Origin of the sequence: Shewanella sp. HL-SH8 (assembly GCF_051165765.1) — a bacterium.
In the GTDB taxonomy this organism is placed as follows: domain Bacteria; phylum Pseudomonadota; class Gammaproteobacteria; order Enterobacterales; family Shewanellaceae; genus Shewanella; species Shewanella glacialimarina.
The window spans coordinates 2,579,241-2,599,907 of record NZ_CP195039.1; the positions used below are offsets into that span (position 1 = coordinate 2,579,241).

Consider the following 20,667-nt stretch of genomic DNA (forward strand, 5'->3'; position numbering starts at 1 on the left):
ACCTTCATCGAGTATTAGGTGATTAACGCCTGCGACAATTGACGGTTTATACTCAACCTTATCATTACTTTCAGTTTGATTAACCATACTCACCACTCCTTTACCACACGCACAAAAACAATAAACGGACTTAGCCAGTTTTTATCGATTACCCTTAGGTTTTAGATGTCTTCGGCTTTGATTTAGCTTTAAGCTCAGTCTTTGCTTTTGTTTTAGGTTGCGAGAGTGTTTTTACAGACGATTTAATGACTGGCGTAAAAATCACACAGGACAATGGCGGCACTGTTATCAGCGCACTGTAATCTTGCCCTTGCCATGCTTGAACTTCAGCATCGATAGCATGCTCATTAATCAGGTGCGATCCGCCATAGCGGGCATCATCACTGTTTAACGCTTGCTGATAAGCTGTATGTTGAGGTAAACCGATGCGAAAATCATGGTGCACTGTTGGTGTCATATTGATCACAATCACCACATGCTCATTAGACTGTTTGCCAAATCGAGCAAACACTAGAATGCTATTGGCCTCGTTATGGCAATCAAGCCAACTAAACCCCGCCGGATTAGTATCAAGTGCATATAATGCCGGGGTGTGCAGGTAAAGTGCGTTAAGGTCTTGGACCCAGTGCTGTATTTGCTGATGAGCTTGATACTCTAGTAAATGCCAATCTAAACTTAGGTTATGATTCCATTCGTTTCGCTGTGCAAATTCGCACCCCATAAATAACAGCTTCTTGCCTGGATGAGCCCACATAAAACCAAAGTAGGCCCGTAAAGTAGCAAATTTTTGCCAGTCATCTCCGGGGATCTTATTAATGAGCGAACCTTTACCGTGCACCACTTCATCGTGACTAACCGACAGTATGAATTGCTCTGTATAGGCATACACTAAACCAAATGTCAGTTCATTGTGGTGGTGAGAGCGATAAAGCGGATCGCGCTTTAAATAACTAAGCGAGTCATTCATCCAGCCCATATTCCACTTATAACCAAAACCTAAGCCTTGATGCTCGGTACTTTGAGTCACTCCGCCCCAAGCGGTAGATTCTTCAGCGACCATATCTATGCCCGGAAAAGCTTGATACATTTCGATATTCAGTCGTTTTAGAAAACTTATCGCGGCTAAGTTCTCACGGCCTCCGTGCTCATTGGGTAACCATTGGTCTTGCGCTCTTGAATAATCTAAATACAACATTGACGACACGGCATCTAATCTAAGGCCGTCAAAATGAAACTCACTTAACCAGTAATAAGCATTACTTAACAAGAAACTGTTAACTTCCGCTCGGCCATAGTTATAAATAAGGGTATCCCAATCTGGATGCTCTCCCTGGCGTGGATCGGCATGTTCATAAAGACATGAACCATCAAAACGAGCCAGGCCGTGTGGGTCTTTAGGAAAATGTGCCGGTACCCAATCAAGCAACACTGCTAGGTCATGTTGGTGACAACTGTCGATAAAGGCTTTTAAGCCTTCTGGTTTGCCAAAACGATAGGTCGGTGCATACAAGCCTACGGGTTGATAACCCCACGAACCATCAAATGGATATTCACTGATCGGCATTAATTGCAGATGTGTAAAACCCATTTTTTTGACATAGGGAATAAGTTCATCGATTAATTGCTGATAGTGATAAAAGCATTCGCCTGTGTCCCCTTTGCGGCGCCATGAGGCTAGTTGCACCTCATATATTGCCATCGGTTGATTGCAACTTTGACGACTAGATTGTTGTGCGTTAGCTATCCTTTGTGTCATCCAGTTAGCATCTTGCCATTGATAAGCATCAACATCAGCCACAATAGATGCATTCCCCGGTGCAGCCTGCATCATTTTGGCGTAGGGATCTGACTTTTCAAGCCTATTGCCCTGCGCATCATCAATACTAAACTTATAATGCATGCCGACATCAACATCAGCGATAAAAATGTCCCACAAGCCACTTGCTGGATGTCGTCTTAATATATGACGGCGCGGATCCCAATGGTTCATATCGCCAACAAGCGCAACATTTTGTGCATTAGGCGCCCACACGCAAAAGTGAACCCCTTTAATACCTTGATGGTTTTGCCAATTAGCGCCTTGAAATAAATAAGCTTGTAACTGTGAGCCCTCGTTGAATAAATAAACATCTTTATCATCAAGTAGGCTATCAAATTGGTAAGGGTCAATAATCTCAACCACACTGAGCGGGTAACTGACTCGCAATAGATATTGAAACTTATTTTTACGACGGGGAATTTTGCCACTAAAAAAACCAGCATCAACCGCAGTCAGTGTTGCCACTTTACGACCACTTTTTAAATCAATCACCTCAACCTGACTTGCCTCTGGTAAAAAGCAATTTACAACAAGTGATTTAAACTCTTCAACATAATGCATTCCAAGTTGCGAGAACACATCGTTAAATTGACCCACACTTATCTGACTAAGCACTGAAGCATAAATATTGGTGGCACTTGTTATCATCATAATGGCTTCCATAAGGTAATTTTTGTCGTTTGCTGGCCTAACGGTATTAAGTTGTTCTGGCTATTCATTTTGGTTGTGGTGATTTCTGCTCGCCAAGACTAATTGGCATCGTTGCTGAATGGCCTTATCTTGAAACAGTTGCGTCAAGGTCATCGGTAATCGGCGTTGCCAATTAGGAAACTCTTTCCAGGTTCCCGGAATATTGACGCAGTGGTTATCAGCCATCAAATCAGCAAGCTGGACACAAAATAATGTCGATTGACTTGTTGACGCCACAATCAGCCAAGCATTAAGTAACCGATTGAAAACTAATTCAGATAAAGCTTTTTTTAAGCCCATGTGAGATGCACGTTTGTCGACAGGTATCTGATGATATTGGCTTAACAAGGTTTGTAATTCTGCAAGTAACAAACTGACGTCATCAGGCAAATGCAGGCCACCAGATTTAACTTGGCCAAGCCCGATAACTAGCCAATCAATAAGGTGCCATTTATCAACGTCACGTTGCTCAGCTTCGGTGATAAAATCCTGTTCTGACTCATATTGCGCTAAGCGCTGACGGATCAATAAATCTTCACCTTGCCACCAGGCTTTTAATGGTGCGACATCGTGATTAGCCAACATCATTAAACTATTGGTTTTGTGTGAATCAGGCGGACAGAACTGATGTTGTTGTGTAGTAAAATAAAATAATTGATTCGATAAAATATGGCGCTGAGCCATAGCATCGATAATTTCAGGCGGAACCGTGCCTAAGTCTTCACCAATAACAACGCAATTAGCGCGATGGCTCTCAATACAAACAATGGCGAGTAGAGTCTCTAATGGGTAATAAACATAGGCGCCGTTGCCCCAGTGTTTATTGACAGGCCACCACCAGAGTCTGAGTAATCCCATAACATGATCAATTCTAATTGCACCATAAAAGCGCATATTGGTGCGAAGCAAATCAATAAAATGTTGATAGTCAGCCTGTTTCAGCTTAACGGGGTCTAATGGCGTTAACCCCCAATTTTGGCCACTTGCCGAAAAAGGATCTGGCGGCGCACCAATACTGGCTTGTGTACAAAACTGACCAATATTGCTTTGTACTTCATTACCACTAAGTAAGGCGCCTATGGCTAAATCACCAATCAGGCCGATTTTCATATCAAGGGATGTGCAATATGCTTGGCATGCCTTAAGTTGCTCTACCGCGATAAACTGCAAATAGGCATAAAACTCTTCTGGCATAGTTAGCCATTGGGGAGATTGACATACCTGATCTGCACAAAACTGCTGCAGTGACTGACCTTCTTGCTCAACAAATTGGCGAAACTGTTGATAATAACTTGAATTTACAGCCTTACTATTAGCAGAAAATAATTCATACATAATTACAAATGAGCGATATTTATAGTCAAAAACCTTTTTGTAACTGATATTTTTTAAATGATTTATTTTCACATCAAAATCATTATGTTTCATATCAACATAAGTATTACCGTCTTTAGTTAACAGATTGTGCATCTCTTCAAGATCGATATAGAGCGGGTTCAGTCGTCTTCTGTCTGTTGGACTATAGGGACTACAATTGTCAGGATTAGCAATATCAAGTGCATGTAAAGGATTAAGCATGACAAAATCAGCCCCCATAGAGGCACTATATTCAATCATTTTTTTTAAGCTGCTAAAGTCCCCTATTGCATCAAAACCCTCGCCGCCCTTTTTTAAACTATAAAGTTGGACACTTATTCCCCACAATTTTTGTTGGTTTTGCTTAACCAGCCCAGCATCAAAACAATGATTAGGGGCAATAAGTAAAGTTGCTGAGGCAGAAGAAACCGTGTTTATATTCGCTGCAGACTCAATTTCTACCGATATATGATGATAACCATCAGGAATAGCAAATTCAGTAAATTGATTGAGGGTAAATTGATAGCGGCAATAACGAACACCTTGGTAGTAATACTCACCAATAATGGCCATGTCACTCGTATGACAAGTAAATACAGTGCTGCTAGGTGAATCTATAGGACGGCGACTCATTTGATCAAAAATGATTTCAACCCTAACCACAGCATCTTGTTCAGGTAAATGAATGTGTGCAGCAGCCATTGATACATAACTGTATTGAAAAGAAGGTAATATCGATAACCATGGCTTTGCATCTAACGTATAAACAGTCTCTTCAACGATAGAAACACTTAAAGGTTCATCGTGACTGATACTATTGTTAATGCTTTTATTAATACTGCTATTAACTGGCAGATGCTTACTTAAGGATGCTGATAATGGCTCATGGCCATTTGGTGCCAACATCGCCTTTACTATCCCTAGCCTATCGTGTTGATCAATTTTTACATGCCTGCCAAAGCAGTCAATAAACTCTGCCCCAACGCCCTGCAAATACAGTAACTTCTCTAGCCCCATATTTGTCTCCATGCTCTGCACCATAACAAGTAATAGCAGCTACCATGCCAGTGTTAAGTAACAGTAAGAAGACAGATTAATGACAATAATAAGACAGACAATATTATTTAATTACAGTGCGTTATGAATAAATAAGAATATTTGGCTTATTTAGCACCCATTAAAACAGTTGTTTAAATGCACAAAAGTGGGGCGATAAATGTTCGATAACAGCGCAAATAATAGATGAGGTAGCAAAGGAGGTAGTAGCGCAAGTAACAAAACAAGCCGCACAAATTACCTATGAGGTTAATTAGCATCGATAACATACATGCGACGTTCATCGCCGAGCGATAATGATAAAGCTTGGTGAGCTTCAAGCTCACTTCTGGACAGAAATGACTTATTGCAAAGGGTCTAAAGGTAGGTCGTGGGATTAGTAAATGTGGGGTAATTAAGTAAAGTTTACACTGACCCCACATAATTGCCAGCAAGATTGAGCAGAACAATAGGCTAAGCTTAGCGAACCTCACACTAAGTCTTCGGCCTTTATCGGCGTAAAGCAAAGAAGGCTTGCTCGTCAAAACCTTGACTCCTGAGCCTAGTTAGGGCGCCCTCGAGAAACTCATCCACCATCATGTTCATCGGCCCCGTCGGCATTAAGGCGGTCAATTCACCAAAGCCTGGGTGAGAAAAGCTAGGGTTAGCAAGCCCCAAATTTTGCCTAAGCTTGAGCACAAACAAGGCGGAATAAGGAATGTAGCACCAATTACCGGTTTTAAACTCTGTGAAAAACTTACTCGGTGGCGAGGCGGCCTGGGCCACCTGCTCGTCACACAAGCGTTGCAGCACGGCGGTCACTTGCTTGAGATCTGTGCTATCCCAATGGGCTAACACATCGGGGTAGGAAAAATCATCCACCCTAGGTTCGAGTGTTTCCCCATACTCCGGTCTCTCAAGGCCTCGCTTTTCCAAGTCTAGATTTTCAAGGCGCTTTTTTTCAAGATGCCGTTTTTCAAGATAGCGAGAATAGATAAGCAGTAATACATCGCCAATATGGCTATTAGAGCGAATAAACCAGTCCCGCTTGTAGCCAGTGCTAAAGACCTGATACAGCTGACGCGCCTCCTTATCTAGCCCAGCTAACTCAGCGAGGCAGAGGCGAAAAATGGAATGCGCCGCTATAGCACCATCCATTTCACGGCCGAAGCGGGCGAAAAAATGGTGTAACTGATAATAATCCAAGGCGGTCTGAATATACCCATAGGCCAATGAGCGCATTAACAATGGGTAATCGACCCGTGCCGACTGGATAAAAGTGACTTCGGCGGCTTTTACCCAATTAAATTCTGGAATGGTTAGCACATGGAGCTGCTCCCATGGAAACCAGCCATTGGGTAGGGCAACTGCTGACTCTACCTTGCCTGTAGCGACATAAGCTTGTAACTTTCCTTGGTTATAGTGATACACATCTTGATATTTAACCAAATCGTTGCGGGCGGCTTTTTTCTTACGTAAAAATTTATCGAGCATGCTTGACTCCCATTATTTTGCCGCTGTGATAGTGACTCGCGCCACCCCAGAGCTACCCGCGGCAGGCACAGACACCTTAGCCAACATAGGCTTAATCACATATCCCTGAAGCCTTAAATCCAGCAGTTTTTGCGCATAGGCTATCCCTTCCGGCTCGACCGTCTTACCGGCGATCTTACCTGAGTTAGCCGCTGCTTCAATCCAGTCCCAGCCTCTTTTTTCGAGGTTTAGCTTACTAGGATCGGGAAAGCGATCACGGATACTGGATTTCACTTCCACCAACCAAATGATGGGACTTTTGGCATCGATGGCGAATAAGTCTGCGCCATTGTTAGCGCCATTTTTTATCAGTTCTTTAAATGGCAGCCGAAAAACAATGCCACCCATAATTGAACAGTGCATATAACGCCCGGCTCACCGAGCAAAAAATTGTCCGGTGCAGCCGTTGGTTATGAGGTCTTATATTGAACTCAATGACGTCATGAAATCTTCATCGTAAGCCAACGGCATATATTTTTTTGGAAAGCCTTTCGGAAAATTTAGTTCTGGTTTATATGCAATGTGAAATAGTTTCTCAAGTTTTGTAATAAAGCTTTTACCTTTCGTATTCGCATTGATTATGAGAAGCCCATAATTTGATATTTTAGGTAAGGCCTCTACATAACTCTCATATTTATCAGTTTGAAAACCTAACATCTTTACGGTACGTTTTAAAAATGTATTCATTCCATATTTTGGCGACATACCAAAATGACCGCCAATTCTATGAGCGAAATGACTTGAGCTACACATGCCCACATAAACACATTCATTTTTGTCATTAAAATACATATAAACGCCATGCCTAAGAGCTTTGTCAGTTGTTTCATTTAGCAGTAAATCATAAAGCAATACTTCCGATAATGGTTTTTTGAAGGCATTATCAACAATCGTCACAACTGATTGTATTGATTGTCCTTCAAAGTCATCCACATTTAATTTAAAGCTCATACTTAAACCTTTGCTGCCTTATAACAAGCCTGTAGAATTACTCGTTTTTACAAACAATGCCACCCATAATTGATCATAGCAACATAACTCTTTTTTATGTTAATTTCGATTAGCTCTTGTGGTATTTAAAACAGAAAACCTAAGTGACATAGTGCATGAAAATTGATGACTAATTAAAACATAGCCACCCATTTTTAAGATAAACAATAAAAACAATGCCACCCATAATTGAACACAGCAACATAACTCTTTTTTATGTTAATTTCGATTAGCTCTTGTGGTATTTAAAACAGAAAACCTAAGTGACATAGTGCATGAAAATTGATGACTAATGGCTATACATAGAGATATTCAACATATTAAGCACAGCAGAAATACTTGATATCAATCAAGCGGTAAATGGTTTTTATAATTAATAATGATTATTTAAGCGCACAACCAGCGCTGACAGTTCGCTGCGCCTTGTCGTTGTTTTCGGTCTAAATGTTCACAATAGTCAGTTAATGCAGGTAAAGCTCCTACCGCACCTTTGAATAATGCGCCAAACTCGGTAGTGATTTTTAACCAGTTTTCAGCAGGTATATTTAATCGATTGAGAATATCCTGACTACTTGCGCTAATGGCACCGCGCTTATCCTGTCGAATTATCCTGCCAGTATCTTCAACCAGTACTATGTAGTCTTTTACGCTGAACAATAACCCATTAGGCATGTTCAAACGCTCATTACCCACAAAAGGCAACAATTCTGTTGGTTGCTCACCTTTTATCGCTGAATTTATTCGACGTTGAATGCTGGTGTAGTCTGAGGTTTCGGGTGTAGTGGCCATCTTTGCACGAATGGGGTTTAAATCGACATAGGCCATACAAGCTAATACTGCTGCTTCATCTAATAATGCTTGTGATTTAAACCTACCTTCCCAGAAGCGACCTGTACATTTATCTTCTTTATTGGCCATTCTGGCTATTGGCTCACTAAGTGAGCGCATAAACCAGCTGATATCAATCAAACGTTGGCGATATTGAATGATACTGTCGTTTACCGTCTTTAATTCAAATTCATTCAGCTCTTCACCTTTTACGAACTTATGTGTCAGTAAAGTACCTTTAAAGCCTTTGTGCCATTGAATTAGCACTTCTTTATCTGACCATTGTTTTGCTTTGTCAGCATCCACTTTAACCACTACATGTAAATGATTACTCCCTGTTCATTACAAAGAATGCATAGGCACAAATATCAATGGCGAAAATTGTCGCTAATTCAAGAATACGGGCATCAACCCATTCTCGTCGATGCTCAAAGTTTTCGCCTGTTGAGTTATCAAAACCACACAAAAAAGCCTTACGCACGACCCGCGAACAACAGTGATAGTAAGGTGTATCTTCTAAGCTAACGATAGTTTGTGTTGGTCTGGCCATCTTCAAATACCATTTAGGAAGGGTACATAAAGCGTAGTTGAGCGGTTAATATTTAGCCAGCAGGAATGGGTGGCCATGATGCTAATGATGGGAGGTATGACGTAAACGCCCGCTTATAGTCTCTTTTTTGGTAGAATTATGATGTAATTGAATAAACCTATATAGGTTTAAGGCCAGACGACAAACTGTATATTGCTAGTTGAATTTAGCTATACCCGTGGCCACTGCCTTTAGTACCAGAAACTGTGTTTAAGGATAAATAAAAAGCCTAACACAGAATGTTAGGCTTTTAAAATAGCGACTTGCCTCATCCAAGATCTAAATTGACATAGCCAATTCAGCACCTTGTCTTATCGCACGTTTAGCATCTAACTCAGCGGCAACATCAACACCACCAATAAGATGAACCGGTAGCCCTGTCGCTTTCATTTCATCCACTAAGGTGCGATTTGATTCTTGTCCCGCACATAGCACGACATTATCAACCGCAAGAATTTGAGATACATCGCCGACTTTAATATGCAGCCCTTGTGAGTCAAATTTTTCATAACTGACTCCGGTCATCATATTAACTTCATGCTGTTTAAGCACTGAGCGATGGATCCAACCAGTCGTTTTGCCTAGGCCTTTGCCCATTTTAGTGGTTTTGCGTTGTAGCAAATAGATTTCACGGCTTGGGTGATGCTCCGCTTCTTCTGTCAGTCCACCACGATTCTGATACTCTTTATCAATGCCCCACTGCTTTAACCATTTATCGGGTTGCAATGTAGAAGACTCTTTTTCACATAAAAAATGCGCCATATCAAAACCAATACCACCTGCACCGATTAATGCGACTTTTTGACCAATTTCAACTTCGCCATTAAGCACCTTTTGATAATCAACTACACGGGGATCATCAAAGCCTTCTAGCTTAAGATTACGCGGCACTACACCTGAAGAAATAACCACTTCATCAAAGTGTTCTTGCTTCAATACTTGGGCATCTAACTTAGTATTTAAACGTAAATCGACTTTCAGCAGTTTAATCTGATTGGTAAAGTAGCGAATGGTTTCATTAAACTCTTCCTTACCAGGGATTTTACGCGCCAAGTTGAACTGGCCGCCCACTTCACTTTTCGCTTCAAACAACACCACATCATGGCCGCGAGTTGCTGCATAGACCGAAAACGCCATGCCAGCAGGACCTGCGCCCATCACGGCAATGCGTTTCTTCGCCTGGGTTGGGGTAAAGTTAATTTCTGTTTCATAACACGCACGCGGATTCACTAAACAAGTGGCGCGCTTCATCGAGAAGGTATGATCAAGGCAAGCCTGATTACAGCCAATACAGGTATTAATTAACTCGCTTTGATTAGCCGCTGCTTTATTAACAAATTCAGCATCAGCTAAAAATGGCCGTGCCATAGACACCATATCCGCTTGACCAGAGGCAATAATATGTTCGGCAATTTCGGGGGTATTAATACGGTTTGTAGCAACTAAAGGTATGCTAACTTCCGATTTTAATCTTTCAGTCACCCATGCAAAACCGCCCCTTGGGACACTGGTAGCAATAGTCGGTACTCGCGCTTCATGCCAACCAATACCGGTATTAATAATACTCACGCCGACGGCTTCTAATGATTTCGCCAGTTCAACTACTTCATCCCAGCTTGATCCATTATCGACTAAGTCCAACATAGATAAACGGAAAATGATAATGAAATCTTTACCGACTTTGTCACGGATAGCTTTGACTATTTCTAAAGGAAACTTAACCCGGTTTTGATAACTGCCGCCCCATTCATCGGTTCTTTTATTGGTACGAGAACTGATAAATTGATTAATCAAGTACCCTTCTGATCCCATCACTTCAACACCATCGTAACCTGCTTTACGGGCTAGTTTAGCGCTGCTGGCATAATCTTTAATGGTATTATTAACTTGTCTTGATGACATAGCCGAAGGGGTAAAAGGCGTGATCGGTGATTTCACTTTACTCGGCGCCAAGCTAAAAGGATGATAGCTGTAACGACCCGCATGCAAAATTTGCATACAGATTTTACCGCCAGCGTCATGCACTGCATCGGTAACAATTTTGTGTTTACTGACTTGCCAAGGAAAGCTTAATTGGCATGCATGTGGCGCAAGACGTCCACGCATATTAGGCGCGATACCGCCAGTAACAATTAATCCTACTCCGCCAGCGGCTCGTTCTTTATAAAACGCTGCCAGTTTCTCAAATCCGCCTTTTTCTTCTTCTAAGCCTGTGTGCATAGAGCCCATTAACACGCGGTTTTTCAACTGCGTGAAGCCTAAATCTAAAGGTTCTAGTATGTGTGGAAACGACATTCAAACATCCTTTTTAAACAAGTGATTGAAACCAGCATAACCTTAACTTTGATAAAGCTCAATCATTGACACAGCGGATTGTCAAAAACGTTTACAATTGAATTTACCATTTAAATCCATTTTCAGTTAGGATGACATTATTAGAATGTTATAGGAGTGGTAAATGTCCACTAAACCCCCGTTTTTAAAAAGGTTGTTCACCTTATTATGGAATACAGTGAACACTATAAGAAAATTAATTATCAATTTTGTTTTTTTCAGCATATTAGCAGTCATCATTATTGCGGTCATGACTTCAGAAGATGAAATTGTGCTCGACAATCAAACAGCCTTAGTGCTGGACTTATCGGGTCACATAGTCGATCAAAAACGCTTTGTTGATCCCTTTGAAGCCGTGTTAGCACAGGGCAATGATAATCCCGATGCTGAAATTCTGTTAGCAGATGTGCTTTATGTGATTAACAACGCCACCCTAGATACACGAATTAGCACCATAGTACTTAATTTAAGTAACTTACGCTCGGCAGGTGTAAGCAAAATGACTAATATTGGCGATGCGTTAACTGAGTTTAAAGCTGCCGGTAAAAAAGTGATTGCAATGGAGGATGGTTACAGTCAAAACCAGTACTTCCTTGCGAGTTATGCAGACACCTTATTTTTAAACTCTAAAGGCATGGTTAGTCTTGACGGATTAAGCCGTTATCGCCTTTACTATAAGTCTGCACTAGAAAAGCTTAAAATTAATACCCATGTTTTTCGTGTTGGTACTTTCAAGTCAGCGGTAGAACCTTTTATTCGTGATGACATGTCTGACGCTGACAAAGCTGCGAGTGATGAATTGCTGGGCGATATTTGGCAAAGCTATTCAACTATTGTTGCTAAAAACCGCGGCATTAGCCCTGATCAATTAGTGCTTGATACCGATGCTTATTTAGCTCAGTTAGATAAAGCAAACGGTGACAGTGCATTGATGGCAATGAATATGGGTTGGGTTGATGAGCTTGTTTCTGCTGAGCAATTTCGCCTCGCCATGATAGAACTTGTCGGTAGCAATAAAGAAGGTAATTCATACCGTCAAATAGGTTTCAATGATTACCTATCACTCACCGCACCGCTACCTCAGTTTATTGAAAATGATTCAGTAGGCATTATTGTCGCAAAAGGTAACATTCTTAATGGCGCCCAGCCCGCTGGACAAATTGGCGGTGAAACCACGTCTGAATACCTGCGTAAAGCTCGCCTAAACGATAAAGTGAAAGCTGTGGTGTTACGGGTAGATAGCCCTGGTGGCAGTGCATTTGCTTCTGAGCAAATACGCCAAGAAGTGCTGGCACTTAAAAATGCAGGTAAACCCGTTGTTGTGAGTATGGGAAGTTTAGCCGCGTCTGGCGGTTACTGGATTTCAGCAAGTGCTGATTATATTTATGCAACTCCGACGACGCTTACCGGTTCAATTGGTATTTTTGGCATGTTTGCCACCTTTGAAGATACCCTAAGCCATTTGGGTGTTAATTCAGACGGTGTGGCAACATCAGATTGGGCTGGTCTCTCACCTACTCGCAGTTTAAGTCCCAATGTAAAAGCCGTTATTCAACGTCATATAGAACGTGGTTACCATGAGTTTATTTCTCTTGTTGCCTCCGAGCGTAATATGACACTTGAACAAGTCGATAATATTGCCCAGGGCCGAGTTTGGACCGGTAACCGTGCACTTGAACTAGGCCTTGTTGATGAAATTGGCGACATGAAACAAGCTATCACAAAAGCTGCAGAACTGGCTGAAATGAATAAGTTTGATACCAAATTAATTGAACAGGAATTGACTACTGAACAACAGTTTATTCAACAGTTAATAGGCGCCTCAGCGGCTTATATACCAGTATCTGCGCATAAATCATCCATACTCGAAACTATGTTAGCTCAGTGGAGTGGCGTGATTGAAGACTTTGCTAAGTTTGATGACCCGCAGGGAGTGTACCTTTACTGCGAGCAATGTGACTTCTAGCTTTTAGCATAGAATTATTAAATATGTAAAAAAAGCCTGCTTAGCAGGCTTTTTTTATATCGATTCGTCAATATAACTCGTATAATTTACACATTATGTAAAATTAATCTAATTTGAGCTAATCCATGACTAAACGCGCTATTTACGTTGCCTATACGGGCGGAACAATAGGTATGCAAAAAACCGCTAATGGTTTTGCACCTGTTTCTGGCTTTTTAACCGATTGCGTTCAGTCTATGCCTGAGTTTTATCATGAAGAAATGCCAAGCTTTGTGATCCAGGAATACAGCCCATTAATTGACTCTTCAAATATGGCGCCTACGGATTGGCAACTCATCGCTAATGACATAAAAGCTAATTATGAAAAATACGATGGTTTTGTCATATTACATGGCACCGACACTATGGCTTATACCGCTTCAGCATTGTCATTTATGCTACAAGGGCTATCAAAACCTGTCATTGTGACCGGCTCTCAAATTCCTTTAGCGCAGCTTCGTTCTGACGGTCAAACAAACTTATTAAACTCATTGTATATCGCTGCCAATTACCCAATAGCAGAAGTCTGTTTATTTTTTAACAATAAATTGTTTAGAGGTAATCGTTCAACTAAGGCCCATGCCGATGGCTTTGATGCATTTGCCTCACCTAACTTCCCGCTACTACTTGAGGCGGGTATTAAGATTAATATCAAAGAAGGCAAAATAACTCAGCCGACAAACTCGCCTTTAAATGTAATTAATATCAAACCGCAGCCTATTGGGGTAGTGACTTTATATCCCGGAATTTCAACCCAGATATTTAACAATATTTTACAGCAACCGGTTAAAGCATTAATCATGCTTACCTTTGGCGTGGGTAATGCACCACAGGACCCACTGCTTTTACAGGCATTAAAACAGGCCGATGAGCGTGGCATAGTCCTAGTGAACCTTACTCAATGTTTTCAGGGCAAAGTCAATATGCGCGGTTACGCCACAGGCAATTCATTAGCTAAGGCTGGCGTAATAAGTGGTATGGATATGACTATTGAAGCAGCATTAGCAAAATTACACTATTTACTTTCAATAAATTTGACACGAGAAGAAATTAAGAAATCGATGCAAATGAACTTGATTGGTGAGCTGTCAGCAGACTAACCAATACTCATATCCAACGATAAACTGATAAAAACTCGCTTACAAGATTAATGGTCATATTTGCGAAATAGGTGCACTAAAGTCATTATCTTAATTTAGTAGCGAGTTTTTATATTTAACATCAATTAAATTGATAGCTGACAATCCTCCTCTGCGGCCTAAGTTAATTATCAACCACATCAACTTAGGTATACAAAGTAGAAAATTATGCTCAATTTACTGTATAAATTGATCTTCTTCCTTGGCGTTACAGTATTTATAGAATTAATTAACTGATCCAAGGTAATGCCATGTCATTTTCATTAAGCGAAGAATCAAGAATTATAGAAATGGCTTGGGAAGACAGAACGCCTTTTGAAGCAATAGAGCTGCAGTTCGGAATGAATGAACCTTTAGTGATTAAATTTATGCGCGGTCGCCTTAAACCTAAAAGTTTCAAACTGTGGCGTGAAAGAGTCAGTGGCCGCAACACAAAGCATTTAAAGCTCAGAAACCCTGAAATAAGCAGAGGTTATTGCCCAACCCAATATAAACAGCGTTAATGCGAGCGATTATAATTAGATACATCTTCTATTCCGACCTGCAGTTTACACAATATAAGGTCGGTCTAATCCAGAATCAATAATTGCCCACTAAACCTCACCAAAACATAACCATGCAAAGTCTCCCACCCTAGCAGTAAACTTATCCTTTCTCTGATTAAAGCTTTGCAAAACGGGTATTTAAAAGGCAAAGTGTTGAATTATTAATACTATTCATCAATCTGAGTTAAATACTCAAAACAACTTCCCTTCCTTGTTGAGTGATAGTTTAGGATCATTTGAAGATAAATATATGACTAAAAATTTGCTTAAAATAGCGCTTTCCTTGCCACTATTAACATCCTGTGTATCTACAATAGATCAAACAATTCCTCTTTCTAATGAGTTTCAGACTAGTTCGACAGTCATCATTCTGGACAATCCTAGCTTTAGGATCCCTGATTCAGTTTATAACAATGATTTGGGTATATATTCCGTTGTAAACGCAGAAACATCCTGGAAAAGCTCACAAAAAAACTTAGTCGATAGAAAGAAAGATATAAGTTTTATCAATTATATACTTTTTGATGATGCTCTTTCATTCATTAGCGCAGAATATGAAGTTGATGATACACAAAGGTTTTCTTTCACCCTTCAACAAAATAATGAAAATGTTTCTATATCAAAATGTGAAATTTTTTCGCAGTCTTTGACTAAAGAGACAGAAGCAAATGATATTGAATTTTCTAGTCCAAGTTCTCATTCTAGTCATAATACCCGGTTAAAAACATACCTAGTATGTGCTATCACACACAATCAAAAACTTTGGCAGCTGACATTAAAATCTTATCAAAATCAAACAACAATAGTTCAAGTTAAAAGCGATGATCGGTCTTATCAAGTCGAAGATATTTCACAGAATGTAAGTTTAGTAAAAAAGGGGGATATTATTGAGCAGAGACATTCAGCCCCATGGCGATCATTAAGCTCAGGACTTGAGTTTTTTGATAATAAAGAACAAGTTGGTGCTTTATCTTTTGTTGGTAAGCCTAAAATTTGGCTAAAAAATGATTTGCCAGATCAAACAAAACAATTATTAGTTTCAATTAACTATAGCCTGACGATGTTTAATTGGTTGGACAGCGATTGGCGTTAAATACTATTTTCACTCTGTTTGATTAGCGTCGATATATGCCTGTAAAACAAGCCTGTAAAAGATTCTGTGTAACAGCAAAAAGAAATACTAATCTGGGTGTTATCTATCATCAACGCCCAGATTAGGAATATTTATAACGGATTGACTTCGAATGTGTTACTTAGGCAGTAATACTGTATCAATTACATGTATTACACCGTTACTTGCAGCAACATCAGCCATAATAACTTTAGCATTGTTTATCATGACGCTACCGTCAGTAACTTTTACCATCACCATTTCACCTTGAACGGTTGCAGCACTATCAATTTTAGCCACATCTGCCGCCAATACCTTTCCTGATACTACATGGTATGTTAATACAGCGACTAGCTTATCTTTGTTTTCTGGTTTTAGTAACATTTCAACAGTACCGGCCGGAAGATTTGCAAAAGCTTCATCCGTTGGTGCAAACACTGTAAACGGACCTTCTCCCTTAAGCGTCTCAACTAACCCTGCCGCTTTTACTGCAGCGACTAAAGTGTTAAAAGATCCATTTTCAGCAGCGACATCAACAATGTCTTTTTTCATACCATGATGTTCTGCATAAGAAGTGGTCACAAACGCAAAGCTGGCAAGGATAATCGATAGTGTTGTAATTGCTTTCTTTAACATTGTATTTTCCTTTTTAGAGAGTTTTTGTAGAGAGTTAAGTTTTGTTGTCACCGTATTTTACGAAGCATTACAGGATAAAGATCACTCAATTTACATATCAATTACTTTTGACAGGTTCATCACCAATAAAAATCAGATCTAACAACAGAGCGCCACCTTATTAATAATATATTAATCAATTTCTTACAGCTTAAAATGGGTTATTAACAACTACGCAAATCCCTATCGGTAACAGTCTGATAACTTTCATGATAACAAGCACACTAAAATTTTTACTGCTTAAACAACGCTAAACCTAAGCCACTACAATATTACTTCCTTGTTATTGATAGATATTACGCTCCAACGGCAAGTCGCTTAGGTACTGAACAAACTCAACTTCAAAACCATTAGGGTCAATAAAATACACACTTTTAGCATGGGGCTCATTTCCACCCCAAATACGCACCTCAAACCCTGCATTGTTTAAACGTGCTATTAAACTGTTTAAATCAGCAACTACATAAGCAAAGTGGGCTACACCCATTTCATTAGAGGCTAGTTCTCGCACTTTGCCGGTTCCGGAATCATTAAAAGATAAGTACTGTTTGTCATCACCAAAATGTACCCATTTACGTGGAACGCCATACCACGTTGACTCGCCGCCTCCCCTTATCCGCCAATGAGGCATGGCAGCACGATAAAAAGCTAATGTTTGATCTAAATCTTTTACAACGATATTTACATGTTCTAAATGCATGATATGTCCTTATTTTTAATCCCAATTAAATTAACTAGACACAGCATAAAACCTCAAGTTAACTTGAGGTAAAGCATTTTTTTCGTTATTTTAGTTATCTTAATTTTTGTGTGTGGCTTATATATGTTGAACGAGTACGATCTATCTGTGGGACAAGTGGCAAAACGTTGTGGTGTTAAGGTATCGACATTGCATTTTTATGAGCAAAAAGGGCTAATTAAATCATTGCGTAATCAAGGTAATCAGCGTCGTTATCAACGTGATGTGTTACGACGGGTATCTGTGATTAAAGCGGCTCAACAGTTCGGGATTAGCCTGCAGGATATTCAAACCGCGTTTAGTCATTTACCTGATCAAAGAACCCCAAACAAAGATGATTGGACTCAACTGTCGCAAACGTGGAAAACGCAATTAAATAAACAAATTGCAGCATTAGAAGATTTGAGGGATTCACTTGAAGGATGTATTGGTTGTGGTTGCCTGTCGATGACTAGCTGCCCTATTTATAACCCGAACGATACCTTGGCCACTAAAGGTAATGGGGCTGTATTATTGGATGTAACCAATTAAAAAAAGCTTACTGATAGCAATTTAAGCCATATTGTTCACACCATAAAAACTAAAAAGGGCCTAGTCACTTCGACTAAGCCCTGATGAAACTATTCATCTAATTTGGGAGGAAATTGAGAACAATGAAACGTGTTATGAATTAAGGGTTACTCTTCGAGTATACGAGAGCGAGTAATTTCAATTTTACGGGCTTTCATCGCCTCTGGGATCTCACGTTCCAAATCAATATTCAGCAATCCATTTTCTAACTCAGCGCCGACGACTCTGACATGATCTGCAAGCTGGAATACCCGTTCAAAACCTCGTTCAGCAATGCCCTGATGAAGATATTTACGTTCATCTTTTGTGTTAGCTTTATTGCCTTTAACTAATAACTTTTCACCTTCACTAGTGATATCAAGTTCAGTCATGTTGAAACCAGCAACAGCCATGGTAATGCGATAAAGGTTTTCACCGAGCAATTCGATGTTGTATGGAGGATAGCCATTGTTGCCATTGTTCGCTGCGGCATGTTCCGCAAGCTGGGCTAAACGGTCAAAGCCAATAGCGCTACGGTATAGTGGGGTTAAATCTGGAGAAATAGAAAAATTACGCATAATCATATCCTTGTCTAAAGCAATATGTAAAAAAATAAGCCATTATTGGCGAGTTTTCATTGCCCTTTCGGCACAATGGATAACAAAATATCAAAACCTCTGTTGAGCGTTTTTAACTTTCATCTTGTTACAAATAAGATATAGGGATGGGATTGGTTAATTCAAGGGGAAAATAAAAAATACTAAAAAAAAGACAGCTAACTTAGCTGTCTTTTATGCATTAACAATTTCATCTTGCAAATGTTAATGTCTGTTGAGAATTAGTTTAACTGACAACCTAAAACACTATTAGAGTTAGTGTAAACAATATCACCTACTGGTGCGAAATCAGCAGCAACAATCATGCTTTTATCTTTAAAGTAAGTATAAAGCACCTCAGCATCAACATAGCCTGTTTGTACTGACTCAAGTTTTGGATAACCATCACCACCTGCAGCATTATAGCTTGGTACAGTGAAGGTGTAGCTACCATCGGCAGCATACGTTTCACCATTGATTTCACTGATATCAACACTGCTTGCTGCACAGTCAACAGTCATTTTAACGCCAGTAATTTGTGCATAAGCACCTGAACCACGTTGGAATGTCGCCACTGTAGCTAAGTATTCAGAAACTTGTGCACCTGTGAGTGTGTTTAAGGTAACCATATTGCCAAACGGCTGTACGGTTAATACGTCACGATACGAGATTTCACCCGCTGCAATTGATGCACGTACACCGCCTGAGTTCATTACAGAAAAATCGGCATTAACTTTAGTACGCTGTGCTTCTGCAATTAAACGACCTAGGTTAGTTTGCTCACCACGTACAATAGCGCGATCGCCTTCAAGTTTAGCGTCCGTTTCAGCAATCACTTCGCCTAATTGACCTTGACCTTTTGCTTGATAATAAGACAGTAATTGCTTTAAATCTGCATCAGGTACAATTTCTTCACCAATAAATACTGTGGTTTTTTTACCTTCAGCATCTTCAACTGTTTTCTTCAAGTTAACTGGGATCAACTTATAGCTAGCAAGGTTTAATTTACCATTGAAGTATTCAAAATCTGCACGTCCCACATACTTGCCCCATTCGTGAGCTTGCATGATGTAAGTGCCATTTTGCATATCAGGCGCACAGTCATCGCCAGGTTTGAAATCAGCGTATTCATTCGTGCCAGGTTCCATACACACTGGGTTTTGTGAATGCCCACCAATTACCGCCTGTAAATCACCTGCAGCAAGTGCTCTTGCCATTTCAACATCACCTGGGGCGTTGCTGCCATGTTTGCCATCGGCATAATGTCCCATATGGGTAGTGGCAAAAATTAAATCTGCACTATCGTTCGCTTTAATTTCAGCAATGACTTTTGCAACTTCTGTGGTTGGATCGGTAAACTTGATATCCTGAATGTATTCTGGGTTACCTAACTTCTCAGTATCTTTAGTTGTTAAACCAATAACGGCAATGCGTACGCCATTAACGTCGAATATTTTGTAGGGTTCAAAATAACGTGTAGTGCCATCAGCATGATAGATATTGGCCGCTAGCATTGGAAAGTTAGCGATAGAGCGTTGTGAATCTAATACTGCTAATGGGTTATCAAATTCATGATTACCCACTGCCATGGCGTCATAACGAATTTCGTTCATGCCAATAAAATCAGGAACGGCATCTTGTAAGTCTGATTCAGGTACGCCGGTGTTAATATCGCCGCCAGATAACAGTATACTTTCACCGCCATTAGCACTCACTTCAGCACGAATTTGATCGATTAAGGCTTTGCGCGCTGCCATACCGTATTCACCACTAGTATTTTCCCAGAAGCGACCATGGTTATCATTGGTATGAAGAACGGTAAATATTTTACAATCTGCTCCAGCTTCTGCGCAGGTGGTAGGCACTTTTGCATCGTCGTCACTATTACAGCCCATTAATGCAACTAACACAGCTGATGCCAGCATTCCTTTTATTAACACTTTAGACATATGTAACCCCATTTATTATTTATCTTGTATTTATTTGTATAAATAAGCGAACTTTAAATTCACCTTAAAATGATAGCAAACAATGAGGGATACACGTGACAACTTTATGACAAAACAATGACATTTAGTGCAATCTTAACAATGAGTTACATGAAAAACTGTCGTAAATAAAGAACAGGGAAACC

General features: G+C 40.2%; 15 protein-coding genes and 1 pseudogene. 5 read left to right on the top strand and 11 right to left on the bottom strand.

Annotation, left to right across the window (positions count from 1 at the left end; all coding sequences use genetic code 11):
* Positions 1-154: 154 nt before the first annotated feature.
* From glgB to ACRWQN_RS11385, 7 genes and pseudogenes are all read right to left on the bottom strand, one after another.
* Positions 155-2,470: a 1,4-alpha-glucan branching protein GlgB gene (gene glgB / locus ACRWQN_RS11355; protein ID WP_434937800.1), complete on the bottom strand. Its 2,316-nt coding sequence runs from the start codon at positions 2,468-2,470 to the stop codon at positions 155-157.
* Positions 2,471-2,530: 60 nt separating this feature from the next.
* On the bottom strand, positions 2,531-4,894 hold the full coding sequence (malQ, locus tag ACRWQN_RS11360) for a 4-alpha-glucanotransferase (protein ID WP_434937802.1): 2,364 nt from the start codon (positions 4,892-4,894) through the stop codon (positions 2,531-2,533).
* A gap of 516 nt (positions 4,895-5,410) precedes the next feature.
* Positions 5,411-6,394: a hypothetical protein gene (locus ACRWQN_RS11365; RefSeq protein WP_434937804.1), complete on the bottom strand. Its 984-nt coding sequence runs from the start codon at positions 6,392-6,394 to the stop codon at positions 5,411-5,413.
* Positions 6,395-6,406: 12 nt separating this feature from the next.
* A complete protein-coding gene (locus ACRWQN_RS11370) occupies positions 6,407-6,796 on the bottom strand; it encodes a hypothetical protein (RefSeq protein ID WP_434937806.1) in 390 nt (129 codons plus the stop codon).
* Positions 6,797-6,853: 57 nt separating this feature from the next.
* On the bottom strand, positions 6,854-7,384 hold the full coding sequence (locus ACRWQN_RS11375; protein WP_434937808.1) for a hypothetical protein: 531 nt from the start codon (positions 7,382-7,384) through the stop codon (positions 6,854-6,856).
* Positions 7,385-7,810: 426 nt separating this feature from the next.
* Positions 7,811-8,801 (bottom strand): annotated as a pseudogene (locus ACRWQN_RS11380) (transposase).
* 318 nt (positions 8,802-9,119) lie between these two features.
* Complete coding sequence (locus tag ACRWQN_RS11385) at positions 9,120-11,135, bottom strand: FAD-dependent oxidoreductase (RefSeq protein WP_434937810.1); 2,016 nt, start codon at positions 11,133-11,135, stop codon at positions 9,120-9,122.
* Between the two features lie 163 nt (positions 11,136-11,298).
* Here ACRWQN_RS11385 and sppA point away from each other — a divergent pair, with 163 nt between their 5' ends.
* The 4 genes from sppA (at position 11,299) to ACRWQN_RS11405 (ending at position 15,956) form a co-directional block, all read left to right on the top strand.
* Complete coding sequence (sppA, locus tag ACRWQN_RS11390) at positions 11,299-13,140, top strand: signal peptide peptidase SppA (RefSeq protein ID WP_434937811.1); 1,842 nt, start codon at positions 11,299-11,301, stop codon at positions 13,138-13,140.
* Between the two features lie 125 nt (positions 13,141-13,265).
* Positions 13,266-14,279 (top strand): asparaginase, encoded by a 1,014-nt coding sequence (gene ansA / locus ACRWQN_RS11395; protein WP_434937812.1) that lies wholly within the window; start codon positions 13,266-13,268, stop codon positions 14,277-14,279.
* 290 nt (positions 14,280-14,569) lie between these two features.
* Positions 14,570-14,821, top strand: a complete 252-nt coding sequence (locus tag ACRWQN_RS11400) for a TIGR03643 family protein (RefSeq protein WP_434937813.1) — start codon at positions 14,570-14,572, stop codon at positions 14,819-14,821.
* A gap of 292 nt (positions 14,822-15,113) precedes the next feature.
* Positions 15,114-15,956: a hypothetical protein gene (locus tag ACRWQN_RS11405; protein ID WP_434937815.1), complete on the top strand. Its 843-nt coding sequence runs from the start codon at positions 15,114-15,116 to the stop codon at positions 15,954-15,956.
* Between the two features lie 156 nt (positions 15,957-16,112).
* On the opposite strand, the gene ACRWQN_RS11410 is transcribed toward ACRWQN_RS11405, so the two are convergent.
* Together ACRWQN_RS11410 and ACRWQN_RS11415 are read right to left on the bottom strand one after the other, a co-directional pair.
* Entirely contained in the window at positions 16,113-16,610 is a 498-nt protein-coding gene (locus ACRWQN_RS11410) for a fasciclin domain-containing protein (RefSeq protein WP_226415696.1), read from the bottom strand.
* A 322-nt stretch (positions 16,611-16,932) separates the two neighbouring features.
* A complete protein-coding gene (locus ACRWQN_RS11415) occupies positions 16,933-17,352 on the bottom strand; it encodes a VOC family protein (protein WP_434929047.1) in 420 nt (139 codons plus the stop codon).
* 120 nt (positions 17,353-17,472) lie between these two features.
* Here ACRWQN_RS11415 and soxR point away from each other — a divergent pair, with 120 nt between their 5' ends.
* Positions 17,473-17,919 (top strand): redox-sensitive transcriptional activator SoxR, encoded by a 447-nt coding sequence (gene soxR / locus ACRWQN_RS11420; RefSeq protein ID WP_434937816.1) that lies wholly within the window; start codon positions 17,473-17,475, stop codon positions 17,917-17,919.
* A 146-nt stretch (positions 17,920-18,065) separates the two neighbouring features.
* Here soxR and ACRWQN_RS11425 read toward each other — a convergent pair whose 3' ends face one another.
* Both ACRWQN_RS11425 and ushA read right to left on the bottom strand, forming a co-directional pair.
* Positions 18,066-18,515 (bottom strand): Hsp20 family protein, encoded by a 450-nt coding sequence (locus ACRWQN_RS11425; RefSeq protein WP_226415693.1) that lies wholly within the window; start codon positions 18,513-18,515, stop codon positions 18,066-18,068.
* A 260-nt stretch (positions 18,516-18,775) separates the two neighbouring features.
* Complete coding sequence (gene ushA / locus ACRWQN_RS11430) at positions 18,776-20,482, bottom strand: bifunctional UDP-sugar hydrolase/5'-nucleotidase UshA (protein ID WP_434926195.1); 1,707 nt, start codon at positions 20,480-20,482, stop codon at positions 18,776-18,778.
* Positions 20,483-20,667 lie beyond the last annotated feature (185 nt).